The sequence below is a fragment of the Delftia sp. NA_296.1 genome (assembly GCF_052692095.1).
Genome location: NZ_JBQZGF010000004.1, coordinates 140,708 through 152,588, shown reverse-complemented (window position 1 = coordinate 152,588; position 11,881 = coordinate 140,708). Strand labels below are relative to the sequence as shown.

Here is an 11,881-nt window from a genome sequence, read left to right as displayed (position 1 = left end):
CAGCTAATATTTCCATAAGTGGAAATTAGTTCGCGCCCTGCCAGGCATCTTCCGTGGCGTGGTGTTCAAAATTGCCACTTGTGGAATTTTTTTACCCATCTCACGATGAAAGAGCCTTGCGATGAAATACAAAGCAATTGCCGCATTGGCGATGCTGGGCGGCGCGGGAGCGGCGCTGGCCCAGAGTTCGGTGACGCTGTACGGCAGCATGGACCTGACCATGCCCTGGATCAGCGATGTGCGCGGGAGCCGGCTGACGCGCATGGATTCGGCCATTTCCCAGCCTGACCTCTGGGGCCTGCGCGGATCGGAGGATCTGGGCGGTGGCATGAAGGCCTCGTTCCAGCTGGAGAACGGATTCCTCACGGACATCGGCTCGCCGATCTCGCCGACCAGCTACTTCAACCGGGCTTCCTGGGTGGGTCTGGACAGCGCGTCGATGGGCTCGGTGCGGCTGGGTCGCCAGGTCGATTTCACGGCCGGCACGCTGAGCCAGTGGGGCAACGGCTACCAGCTCTACAACTTCTATCTCTACCACCCCGGCAATCTGGACGGCCTGTCCAGCCAGTTTCCGGTGGACAACTCCGTGGTCTACCTGACGCCCAGCATGGGCGGCATGCAGTTCGGCGCGCAGTACGGCTTTGGCGAGGTGCCGGGCCGCTCGCAGGCCAACCGTACCTACAGCGTCATGGGCAGCTATTCCAGTGCCAAGCTCAATCTGGCCGTGGCCTACACCGATGCGCGTGGCCGTGCCTTCGATATCGCCGGGCGCACGGGCCTGGCGAACGCGCTGGGCCAGGACCTGGTGGCGGGCCGGCCCCTGGTGCTCGATACCTTCCAGGTGCTGGGCATCGGCGGCGGTTACCAGCTCGATGCGCTTCCGGTCCGGCTCAACGCGCTGCTGACGCGCTCCACGCTCAAGTACGGCGCAGCCTCCAGCAACATGAGTGCCCTTGACCTGGGCCTGGCCTGGCAGACCAGCCAGGCCGTGACCATCAACACGGGCTACTCCTTCAGCCGCTTCGAGCAGACGAAGTGGAACCAGGTCCACCTGGGCGCGCGCTACGCCTTCTCCAAACGCACGCAGCTGCATGCCTCGGTCACGCACCAGCGCGCCTCGGATGGCGTGGCGGCGATGAATTCCGTGGGCGTTGCCAGCGGGCGCACGCAGACCGTGATTGCGGCAGGCATACACCACTCGTTCTGAGAGGCATGAGACATGCAGCCCGGTCGATGCGGGCGCATTGGAGACCCCACGATGAAATTCACCCTCAATTCCCGAAGCGTGGCCTTTGACGGCGACGGGCAGACCCCCTTGCTGTGGGTGCTGCGCGATCACTTCAAGCTGCCCGGCACCAAGTTCGGCTGCGGCATCAGCATGTGCGGAGCCTGCACGGTCCATGTCGATGGCGAGCCGGTGCGCTCCTGCGTGCTGCCCGTCTCGACGGTGGGCGGCAAGGCGGTCACGACCATCGAAGGGCTGTCCAGCAACCGTTCCCACCCCATCCAGAAGGCCTGGATGGACAAGGACGTGCCGCAGTGCGGCTACTGCCAGTCCGGCATGGTCATGGCCGCTGCCGCGCTGCTCAAGACCCATCCACAGCCCACCGATGCGCAGATCGACGAGGCCATGACCAATCTGTGCCGCTGCGCCACCTACCACCGCATCCGGGAGGCCATCCATGCCGCAGCGTCCAAGCAATGAACGGGGCCGCACGGCCGGCTCTGCCATCTCGCTGCGGCGCAGGCATCTGCTCCAGAGCGCTGCTGCGCTGCTGGTGGCGCCTGCTGCCGGCAGCCTGCTGATTCCGCTGGCGCAGGCCGCGCCAGCGGAGGCCGGTGCAGCGGCAGCAACGGCTTCCTCCATCGGCGATTGGGTCTGGATCGAGCCTTCGGGGCAGGTGGTGATCGGCGTGTCGCAGTGCGAGGTGGGCCAGGGCATCTACACGGGCCTGCCCCAGGTGCTGGCCGACGAGCTCGATGCCGACTGGGCCAGCGTGACCGTGCGCTTCGTCACGGGGCGCGACGCCTATCGCAACGATGCGGGCGAGATGCCGTTCCAGCAGTTCGTGGGCGCGTCGATGTCGATGAACTATTTCTACGAGCGCATGCGCCTGGCCGGTGCCCAGGCCCGTGATGTGCTGCTGCGTGCCGGCGCGGCCCGGCTGGGCGTGCGGGCATCCCAGTGCAGCACGCGCGCCGGCCGCGTGCTGCACTCCGCGACGGGCCGCAGCGTGGGCTACGGCGAGATCGTGGCCGAGGCTTCCAGGCTGTCCATCGCCGCGCGCCCGCGCATGAAGTCGGCTTCCGAGCAGGGCCTGATCGGCCGCAACCTGCGCCGGGTGGACACCCCGGCCAAGGTCGATGGCAGTGCGGTCTTCGGCATCGATGTCGAGGTGCCCGGCATGCTGATCGGCGCCGTGCGCATGGCGCCCAGCGTGACGGGGCGCATCGTGCGCATCCGCAACGAGGCAGAGGTGCGCGCGCGCCCCGGCGTGCATGCCATCGTGCGCACCACGCAGTGGCCCGACCCTGAGCCCAGCACCGTGGTCGTGGTGGCCGATTCGTACTGGATCGCCAAGCAGGCCGCCGACGCGCTGGACATCGAATTCGACGCTGGCGCGGCGGCCGGCGTGGACAGCGAGCGCATCCATGCGCAGTTCGTCGCAGGTCTGTCGAACGACAAGGCCGTCGTTGCTCGCAGCCTGGGCAAGCCGCGCGAAATGCTGGCGGCGGGCAAGCCGATCACGGCCGACTACCACTCGCCCTACATCACGCACGCCACCATGGAGCCGCTGGCCGCCACCGTGCATGTGCGCGACGGCGAAGTCGAAACCTGGGGGTCCTACCAGGGCCAGGACTTCCTGCGCGGCGAACTGGGCAAGGCCTGCGGCGTGCCTGCGGACAAGGTCATCGTGCACACCACCTTCCTCGGAGGCAGCTTCGGGCGCAAGTACATGCCCGACTTCGCCTTGCATGCGGCAGCGGCATCCAAGGCCGTGGGCCGGCCCGTCAAGGTCATCCGCTCGCGCGAGGACGACATACGGCATTCCTACTACCGGCCCGGTGCCTCGGGGCGGCTGAGTGCCGTGCTGGGCGCCGACGGGCTGCCTGCCGCGCTGCATGCACGCATCTCGGGCCAGTCGCTGTACGGGGCCATCAACCCCAAGAAGATGGCCGATGCAGGCGGCTGGGACGAGACCATGGTCGAGTCCATCTACGACCTGATCTACGGCGTGCCCAACCTGCTGGTGGATGCCGTGGACGTGCAGCAGCCCATACCGCTGAGCTATCTGCGCAGCGTGGGCACCACGTCCAGCGTGTTCTTCCTGGAAAGCTTCATCAGCGAGCTGGCCCACACCGCAGGCGTGGACGACTACCAGTACCGGCGCCGCCTGCTGGCCGGCCAGCCGCTGGCGCTGGGCGTGCTGGATGCGGCGGCCAAGGCCGCGCGCTGGGAGCAGCCCGCACCGGCAGGCCTGCACCGCGCCATGACCTTCAACGTCTACACGGGGCGGGGCGAGAGCTTCCAGACCTTTGTCGCGCTGGTCATGGAATTGCGTGTTGTGGAAGGCCGCGTGCGGCTGGAGCGCGCCATCTGCGCCATCGACGCGGGCCGCGTGGTCAACCCGGGACTGGTCAAGGCCAATGTCGAAGGCGGCATCGGCTTTGCGCTGACCAACACCTTCAAGAGCCGGCTGGGCTTTGACAAGGGCGTGGTGCAGCAAAGCAATTTCCACGACTACCCGCTGCTGCAACTGTCCGAAATGCCCCGCGTGGAAGTGGTCCTGGTCGAAAGCGACCGGCCGCCCCAGGGCTGCGGCGAAGTGGCCCTGGGCCCCACGGCGCCTGCCGTGGCCACGGCCCTGTTCCATGCCACCGGCCGCCGGTTCCGCTCCATGCCGCTGCCGCAGGACATCGCGTCCACCTGATCACCACCCCAACCCCGCTTTTTTCGAGAAAAGGAATTTCATGCAAGTCGAACACATCACCCCGTGCATAGGATCGGAGATCTACGGCATCGATCTCTCGGACCCGGCGCAGGTGCATGACCATGCGGACGCGCTGCGCCGGCTGCTGGCCGAGCGCCAGGTCATATTCTTCCGCGACCAGACGCTGGACCCTGCGCAGCAGGTGCGCGTGGCCCAGGTGTTCGGCAAGGTAGAGCCCGTGTCCTCCACCTTTCCCTCGCACCCGGACGATCCCCATGTCGAGCTGCTGATCAGCCAGGGCACGCGCACCGGCACCGACATCTGGCATGCCGACCTGACCTGGCAGACCAAGCCGCCCGCCGGTGCCTGCCTCTACGCCGTGGACGTGCCGCCCACGGGCGGCGACACCATGTGGGCCAGCATGACCACGGCCTTCGCCTCGCTGGCGCCCGAGCTGCAGGCCTATCTGCGCAAGCTGCGCGCCACCCACAACTGGGAGGCGCCAGCGCTCAGGCAAAGCCTGATGCGCCGAGATCCGTCTGGCGAGGCCTATCGCGCCACCCGCCTCAAGCATCCGCCGCTGGAGCAGCCCGTGGTCCTGGTGCACCCGGTGACCTGCCTGCCCGTGGCCTTTGTGAACTCGCTCTACACCACGCACATAGAAGGCGTGACCAGCGACGAGAGCGCGGCCCTGATCGCCATGCTCAGCGGGCTGGCCAAGGTGCCTGAATGGCAGGTGCGCTTTCGCTGGCGCAAGGGCTCGGTGGCCATCTGGGACAACCTGGCCACGCAGCACTACGCGGTCAATGACTACCACCCCGCAGCGCGGCGGATGCACCGTGTGGCGATACGCCAGGCTTGAGCCCGGCAACGACCTTTGCTGACAATGAAAAAACCACGATGAAAGCCCTCTCCATGAAAGCGAAACGCAGAACGCTCGCCCTGGGCGCGGCCATGGCCCTGGCGCTGCTCGCCGGTCCGGCGCAGGCCCAGACCTACCCCCACAAGCCGGTCACCATCGTCGTGGCCTACCCCGCAGGCGGCGATACCGACGCGCTGGCGCGGCTGCTGGGCGAGAAGCTGTCGGCCCGCATCGGCCAGTCCGTGCTCGTGGACAACCGCGCGGGCGCCAGCGGCACCATAGGCAGCAGTTTCGTGGCCAAGGCACCGGCCGATGGCTACACGCTGCTGCTGGCGCCCAATACCTTTGCCATGGCCCAACTGGTGCTCAAGCTGGGCGCGGGCCACGGCTACGACGTGCTCAATGGCTTCACGCCCGTGATCGAGGTCGGCTCCACTTCGCTGTTCCTCGTCGCCGGGCCCGGTGCGGGCGTGCGCAGCTTCAAGGAGGCCATCTCCTCCAGCCAAGGCCGCTCGCTGGGCTATGCCACGCCGGGCAACGGCTCGCCCATGCACTTCCTCGGCGAGATGGTCCGGCGCGCCACGGGCGCCCGCTTTGAGGCCATACCCTACAAGGGCGTGGCGCCGGCCGTCACCGATGTGGTGGGCGGCCATGTGCCCTTCACCTACAGCACGCTGGGCTCCATCGCTCCCTACCTGCCCGGCGGCAAGCTGGTGGCGCTGGCCGTGGCCGATGCCCAGCGCTCACCGCTGGCGCCCGACGTGCCCACGCTGGCCGAGCTGGGCTACAAGGACGTGGAGCTGACCGCCTGGTATGGCCTGTTCGGCCCCAGGAACATGCCCGCCGAGGTGGTCAAGCTCCTGAATACGCACCTCAACGAGATCCTCAGGATGCCCGACGTGGTGGCGCGCATGGCCACGCTGGGAACCGTCCCTGTGGGCGGCCCGCCCCAGCGGCTGGGCAAGACCAATGCCGGCGATTTCGAGCGCTTCGGGCGGCTGGTCAAGGAGCTGGGCATACAGCCGGACTAGATTGAACAGGCACCGAACGAAAGGAGGGAGGAAGCAGCGGGCGCCGGCGCAAGTCATCCCGGGTGGTGGCCCGGGGACGGAGGGTGGTCTTGCGCCGGCGCATCCTGCCTGATGCGCTCGGCCAGCAGATGGGACATGAAGCGCAGGTAGCGCTCGATCTGCTGGTCTGCCTCGGGTCCCTCACCGAACAGCTCGGCCAGCAGCGGCCGTGCCGTGGGCAGGAAGGCCGAAATGCTGAGGATGGCCAGGTGGATGAAGCGCGGGTCCACCTGTGCCGGGTGGCTGGCCTGCGCTCCGTTCATCAGCATGGTCGAGGTCAGCTCCAGCCCGCGCCGCGTGATGCGCTGCAGCGGCGTGCCCGAGGGCGGCGGCTCTTCTTCGCTTTCGTAGTGGTAGATCTCGGAGAGCGCCAGCCGCTCGAACTGCGGGTGCTCGCGCATGAAATCCAGCCGCAGCAGCAGGCGCTGGTAGACGCGCTCTTCCACCGTGCCCTGTGTCCTGAGCGCCACTTCCATGCGGTTTTGCAACTCGCGCATCAGGGACTCCGTCACCTCCTGCAGCAAGCCCTTGAGGCTGCTGAAGTAGTAGCGCACCAGGGCACGCGTGACACCGGCTGCCGCCGCGATTTCCAGAATGCTCAGCTGCTCCGGTGTGCGGGTCTTGAGCAGGTTGACCGTGGTCTGCAGGATGATGTCCCGTCCCACGGCATCGTCGGCCAGCGGGCGGCCGCTGTTGCGGCGGGGCTTCTTGGGCGCGGATTCGGTTGGCTTCTTTTGAGGCGGCATGCGGGCCATTGTCGGCGATACACAGGCAGCGGCCGCGCCGCAAGCGTCAGGGCTGGGCGGTGATGCGGGCCAGTGCGTCCGCGATCTCGCGGGCCTGCTGGGGCCGCACCAGCCTTTGCACCTCCTGCCCGTCACGCAGAAAGATCAGGGTGGGCCAGAGCTTGACGCGGTAGCTGCGACCCAGGGCCCGGCCGGGGCCGTCTTCCACCTTGATGTGCGCCACCTGCGGGGCGGCATCCAGCGCCTGAGCAATCAGCGGTTGCGCGCCCTGGCAGTGGCCGCACCAGGCGGTGCCGAACTCCAGCAAGGTAGCGCCGGGCAGCATGTCGACGGTGCTGCGATCGGGGGCGTCGGTCAGGTGCTTGGACTGGAAGGGCATGGGAATCTCCTGTCAGGGAAAGGCCTGCAGCGGCAGGATGGATACGGTTTCGCCGGCTTGCACGGCACCGCGCTCATGTTCGAGCACGATGAGGCAGTCCGCCTCGGCCATGGAGCGCAGCACGCCCGAACCCTGCGGCCCGGTGGTGCGGACCAGGCAGCGGCCATCGGCGCCTGTGGACAGAAGGCCGCGCTGGTACTCGGTGCGGCCCGGCCGCTTGGACAGCGCATGGGCAGCCACGGCCTGGGGCAGGGCGGCCGCCTCGGCAACTGCCTGCGCAGCGCCCATGAGCTGCAGCAGCGCCGGACGGACAAAGACCAGAAAGCTGACCATGGCGGCCACGGGATTGCCAGGAAGGCCGATCAGCACCGTGGTGCGTGCAGGCGTGCGGCTTGCGGCAAACGGCGTGCCCGCATCGGGCTGCAGCAGGCCCACGGCCAGCGGCCGGCCGGGCCGCATGGCCAGTCGCCAGAAGTGCACGCAGCCCATGCGCTGCAGCATGGCGCGCGTGTGGTCGGCCTCGCCTGCGCTGATGCCGCCGCTGGTCAGCACCACGTCGGCCAGGGAGGCGGCTTCGCGCAGGCGCTCCTGCAGGGCCTCGGGCTCGTCGGCCACCACGCCCAGGTCCAGCACCTGCACGCCCATGCGCTGCAGCAGGCCGATGAGGCTGAAGCGGTTGCTGTCGTAGACCGCACCCTCGCGCGGTGCCGTGCCGGGGTGGAGGATTTCATCGCCCGTGGAGAAATAGGCCACGCGCAGCCGCCTGCGCACGCGCACCTGGGGCTGGCCCAGGCTGGCGATCAGGCCCAGGGCCGCGGGATGCAGGCGCTGGCCCGCCGACAGGGCCACGCGGCCCAGGCTCAGGTCCTCGCCGCGCAGGCGCCGGTTGTCCCCGGCACGCACGCTGCCTGCCGGAATGCCGATGTGGTCAGTGCCTGCGGACACGGTGCGTTCATGCGCGATTACCGTGTCCAGCCCGCTCGGCAGCACGGCGCCGGTCATGATCTTGATGCACTCGCCGGCCTGCACGGTGCCGTGCCAGGGTTTGCCGGCCAGGGCCTGGCCGACCACGCGCAGCACCAGCGGTGCAGCGGGCGAACCGGCGTGAGCTGCCTGCAACTGGCCGCCATCGAAGGCATAGCCATCCATGGCGGCGTTGTCATGCGCTGGCACATCGACGGGGGAGACGATGTCTTCGGCCAGCACGCGGTCCAGCGCATCGGCCAGCGCCAGCGTCTCCAACTCTGCCACCGGGCCCAGGGGCTGCAGCAGGCTGGCCAGCTGTGTCAGGGCCTGATCGACCCTCAGGTCCTGGGTGGATGCGGTGGTGGGGGATGCGGGCTGGAAGGATGCGGTCATCAGAACGGAATCCGGTTGGGCAAGGCGGCGTGCGGGCCGGCGGCGCGGGGCGCTACGACGGGGTGGCTGCGGCGCGCGCCAGCGCCTGCAGCTCCTGCTGCGTGTTGGCGTTGGCAAAGGCCAGCGGGCTGTCGCCTGCGCGGTCGAAGAGGGCCGTGGCGCAGCGGTGCTGGCCCGTCCATGCATCGATCTTGCGGCCGCCCGAGCGTATGAACGATTGCAGACTATCACGCAGCGATGACCGCATCAGGCAGAACACGGGCTGGGCCCGCAGCAGGGATTGATCTGCGTCAAGCGAGCGCTCCCAGCCATGGGCGACGACGATGTCGGCCGCAGGCTGCTGCGACAGCGCCGCCTGCACAAGCCGCTCCACAAGGTCCAGCGGGAACAGCGGCGTATCGCAGGGCACGCAGACCAGCCAGGGCGTCCGGCAGTGCATCAGGCCGCTCAGGAAGCCGGCCAGCGGGCCGGGATAGTGGGGTTCGGCATCGGGCCAGACCGGCGCACCGTGGGCCGCGCCCAATTGCGCATAGGCCTCGGCATGGCGATTGGCGTTGATCAGCAGATGCCCGACCTGGGGCGCCAGGCGGTCCAGCGCATGGGCCGCCAGCGGCTGGCCCAGAAAGGGCTGCAGCCCCTTGTCGATGCCGCCCATGCGCATGCCGCGCCCGCCTGCCAGCACGCAGCCCGTGATGTCGTTCAGGGGCAGGGGGACGTGCAGGGGAGCGGGATGGGAAGAAGGGGGCATGTGGGGCGGGAGGGAGCAGCGGGGAAAAGGAGTAGGGGGCGAGGCGGCGATGGCAGGGCGCCGACGCCCCGCGCACGCCGCACGGATCAGCCGCCGATGTAGCTCATCTCGATGCGCCTGCGCTGCGTGCCCGTGCTGGCCGGCAGGCTGGCGCGCAGTTCGGAGTAGCGGTCGCTGCGCTGCTGCCAGATGGGGGCCAGCGCGGAGGCGACCTCGGCATCGCTGGCGCCGCTGCGCAGCAGGCTGCGCAGGTCCCAGCCTTCGGAGGCGAACAGGCACAGGTACAGCCGGCCTTCAGTGGACAGGCGCGCGCGGTTGCAGTCGCCGCAAAAGGCATGGGTGACGCTGCTGATCACGCCGACCTCGCCCAGCGACGGGTCGTGCAGGCCGCGCGCGTCGGCATAGCCCCAGCGCACGGCCGTCTCGCCGGTGGCGCTGGGCTGCAGCGGCACCAGGGGCAGTTCGGCGCGCAGCCGGGCGATGACCTCGTCGGAGGGCAGAACCTCGTCCATGCGCCAGCCGTTGGTCGCGCCCACATCCATGTATTCGATGAAGCGCAAGGTCACGCCCGTGCCCTGGAAGTGGCGCGCCATGGGCAGGATCTGGTCTTCATTGGTGCCGCGCTTGACCACCATGTTGACCTTGATGTTGGTCAGGCCCGCGGCCTGGGCCGCCTCGATGCCGGCCAGCACGTCGGAGACCGGGAAGTCCACGTCGTTCATGCTGCGGAACACCGCGTCGTCCAGCCCGTCCAGGCTCACGGTGACGCGGTTCAGGCCCGCGTCCTTGAGCGCGCGGGCCTTGCGGGCCAGCAGGGAGCCGTTGGTGGTCAGCGTCAGGTCCAGAGGCTGGCCGCCGGGCGTGCGCAGGGCGGAGAGCTGCTCCACCAGCGTTTCCACGTTCTTGCGCAGCAGCGGCTCGCCGCCCGTCAGCCGGATCTTCTGCACGCCGTGCTGTACGAACAGGCGCGCCGTGCGCGTGATTTCCTCGAAACTCAGCAGCGAGCCGTGCGGCAGGTAACTGTAGTTCTTGTCGAAGACTTCCTTGGGCATGCAGTAGCTGCAGCGGAAGTTGCAGCGGTCGGTGATGCTGATGCGCAGGTCGCGCAGCGACCGGCCAAGCCTGTCCTGCAGATCGCCGGTGGGCGTCTGCAGCAGACTTGGCACGGCGGCCGGGCGCGTGGGGGAGCGCTCGTCGACCAGGGGGATCACTCGTTCTGCCATGCCTGCGATTTTGCCCGAATGCCTATGTCCAGGCACTGCGCAAGCCTGCAGTTCTTGATCTGTGTCTAGACGCAGCGCGCTCCGTCCACCTCGATGCAGGTGCCGCTGATGAAGGCGGCCTCGTCGCTGGCCAGATACAGCGCGGCATTGGCCACGTCCCCTGCGGTGGAGAAGCGGCCCAGCGGAATGGTCGCCAGAAAGCGTGCGCGGCGCGCTTCGTCCACCGGGCCGCCGGCGAACTCGGCGGCCAGGCCGGTGTCCGGGTTGAACACGGGGTTGATGCAGTTGACGCGGATGTTCTCGGGCCCGAGCTCGGCCGCCATGGACTTGCTGGTGATGATGACGGCACCCTTGGAGCCGTTGTACCAGGTCAGACCCGGCCGAGGGCGCAGGCCGGCCGTGGAGGCGATGTTGATGAAGCTGCCGCCGCCAGGGCGGCCATCGGCCAGCGCCGGGTTGGCGCGCATGGCGGGCACGCCGTGCACGGCAGAAAGGTAGATGCTCTTGACGTTGATGGCGTAGACGCGGTCGAACTCGGCCTCGCTGACTTCGAGCATGGGGCGGTTGCGGTGCGTCCAGCCCGCGTTGTTGACGAAGGCATCGAGCCGGCCATGCGCCTGCAGCGTGGCCTGCACCAGGGCCTTGACCTGTTCGCTGCTTGTCATGTCCGCCTGCACGAAAAGTGCCCGGCCGCCTTCGGCGGTGATGGCCTGTGCCACGCGCGTGCCGGCCTCGCGGTCGATGTCGTTGACGATGACCCGGGCACCTTCGGCGGCCAGCCGCTGCGCGATGCCGGCCCCGATGCCGCTGCCGGCGCCTGTGACGATGATGGATTTGTCCTGGACACGCATCGGGCTTTGCTCCTCGGTCGGGGGTCAGGCCCCCTGGGTTTCGGTGGTTGCTGTGGTTGCTGTGGTTGCTGTGGTCGCCGGGATCGGGGTCACGCCGCTTGTGCCGGGCTGCCAGCCCACGAATTGCGGGTAATAGCGCGCCACGCCGGGGCCATTGAAGTCCCAGCCCAGGCACTGGCCCAGGTGGCGTGGCGGCTGGCTGGGGTCGGCATCGCCAAAGACGCCCGGTACGGACTGGAAGGCGGCCGTGGCCATGTTGAACAGCAGCTCGCGCAGATGCGTGCAGCTGGCCACGCCGCCCAGGTTCTCGTTGATGGCCTTGCGCCAGCCGCGCGCCATGCTGCAGCCCACCATTTTCCGCAGGGCCCGCGTGGCCTCGGGGCAGTGGCCCAGCGGGTGAGAATCCATGACGACCTCGATGGCCTGCACCGCCAGGCGGGCATCGACCGTGGTGCGTATCCACATGTGGTGTATGGCCGTGCCGGCGGGCATGTGGCGGCCGCCGCTCAGTTCGATGTCATGGGTCTTGCTGTCGCGCAGCTCGCCTTCGATATCCCAGAGGCCATCGGCGCGGGCGTAGCTGCGGTAGCGCACGTCGCGTTCATGCTGGGGCGTGCGGTCGGGAATGGGGGACAAGGGCATGGGGGAAGCTGTTCTTTCTGTCGCGGGCTGCCGGCTGGCGCCGGGCATCCCGCGATTTTCCGTCATGCG

General features: G+C 68.6%; 12 protein-coding genes. 5 read left to right on the top strand and 7 right to left on the bottom strand.

The features are described from left to right. Positions 1-121: 121 nt before the first annotated feature. Genes ACUTR7_RS11685 through ACUTR7_RS11665 form a run of 5 tightly spaced genes read left to right on the top strand, consistent with a single transcriptional unit; the run spans position 122 to position 5,825 of the window. Positions 122-1,207 carry a porin gene (locus tag ACUTR7_RS11685; RefSeq protein ID WP_445608901.1) on the top strand — a complete coding sequence of 362 codons (1,086 nt, stop codon included), beginning with the start codon at positions 122-124 and terminating at the stop codon, positions 1,205-1,207. 51 nt (positions 1,208-1,258) lie between these two features. Beyond that, positions 1,259-1,705 (top strand): (2Fe-2S)-binding protein, encoded by a 447-nt coding sequence (locus ACUTR7_RS11680; protein WP_012206692.1) that lies wholly within the window; start codon positions 1,259-1,261, stop codon positions 1,703-1,705. Continuing rightward, positions 1,683-3,932 (top strand): molybdopterin cofactor-binding domain-containing protein, encoded by a 2,250-nt coding sequence (locus ACUTR7_RS11675; RefSeq protein ID WP_445608900.1) that lies wholly within the window; start codon positions 1,683-1,685, stop codon positions 3,930-3,932. The genes ACUTR7_RS11680 and ACUTR7_RS11675 overlap by 23 nt, the downstream gene beginning before the upstream one ends. Before the next feature lie 40 nt (positions 3,933-3,972). Then, positions 3,973-4,794, top strand: coding sequence for a TauD/TfdA dioxygenase family protein (locus ACUTR7_RS11670; protein WP_034396088.1), 822 nt, complete (start codon positions 3,973-3,975; stop codon positions 4,792-4,794). A gap of 53 nt (positions 4,795-4,847) precedes the next feature. Next, positions 4,848-5,825: a Bug family tripartite tricarboxylate transporter substrate binding protein gene (locus tag ACUTR7_RS11665; protein WP_013801486.1), complete on the top strand. Its 978-nt coding sequence runs from the start codon at positions 4,848-4,850 to the stop codon at positions 5,823-5,825. A 53-nt stretch (positions 5,826-5,878) separates the two neighbouring features. Here the strand turns inward: ACUTR7_RS11665 and ACUTR7_RS11660 are convergent, their stop codons facing one another. The 7 genes from ACUTR7_RS11660 to ACUTR7_RS11630 form a co-directional block, all read right to left on the bottom strand. Further along, on the bottom strand, positions 5,879-6,610 hold the full coding sequence (locus ACUTR7_RS11660) for a TetR/AcrR family transcriptional regulator (protein WP_224986460.1): 732 nt from the start codon (positions 6,608-6,610) through the stop codon (positions 5,879-5,881). A 46-nt stretch (positions 6,611-6,656) separates the two neighbouring features. After that, positions 6,657-6,989: a thioredoxin family protein gene (locus tag ACUTR7_RS11655; protein ID WP_445608899.1), complete on the bottom strand. Its 333-nt coding sequence runs from the start codon at positions 6,987-6,989 to the stop codon at positions 6,657-6,659. A gap of 12 nt (positions 6,990-7,001) precedes the next feature. Next, positions 7,002-8,348, bottom strand: a complete 1,347-nt coding sequence (gene moeA / locus ACUTR7_RS11650) for a molybdopterin molybdotransferase MoeA (RefSeq protein WP_445608898.1) — start codon at positions 8,346-8,348, stop codon at positions 7,002-7,004. A 52-nt stretch (positions 8,349-8,400) separates the two neighbouring features. Beyond that, entirely contained in the window at positions 8,401-9,096 is a 696-nt protein-coding gene (gene mobA / locus ACUTR7_RS11645) for a molybdenum cofactor guanylyltransferase MobA (RefSeq protein WP_445608897.1), read from the bottom strand. An 86-nt stretch (positions 9,097-9,182) separates the two neighbouring features. Then, positions 9,183-10,319 (bottom strand): GTP 3',8-cyclase MoaA, encoded by a 1,137-nt coding sequence (gene moaA, locus ACUTR7_RS11640; RefSeq protein ID WP_013801490.1) that lies wholly within the window; start codon positions 10,317-10,319, stop codon positions 9,183-9,185. Between the two features lie 65 nt (positions 10,320-10,384). Then, a complete protein-coding gene (locus tag ACUTR7_RS11635; protein WP_445608896.1) occupies positions 10,385-11,170 on the bottom strand; it encodes an SDR family oxidoreductase in 786 nt (261 codons plus the stop codon). Between the two features lie 24 nt (positions 11,171-11,194). Continuing rightward, positions 11,195-11,812, bottom strand: coding sequence for a DUF2889 domain-containing protein (locus tag ACUTR7_RS11630; RefSeq protein ID WP_445608895.1), 618 nt, complete (start codon positions 11,810-11,812; stop codon positions 11,195-11,197). Positions 11,813-11,881: the final 69 nt, after the last annotated feature.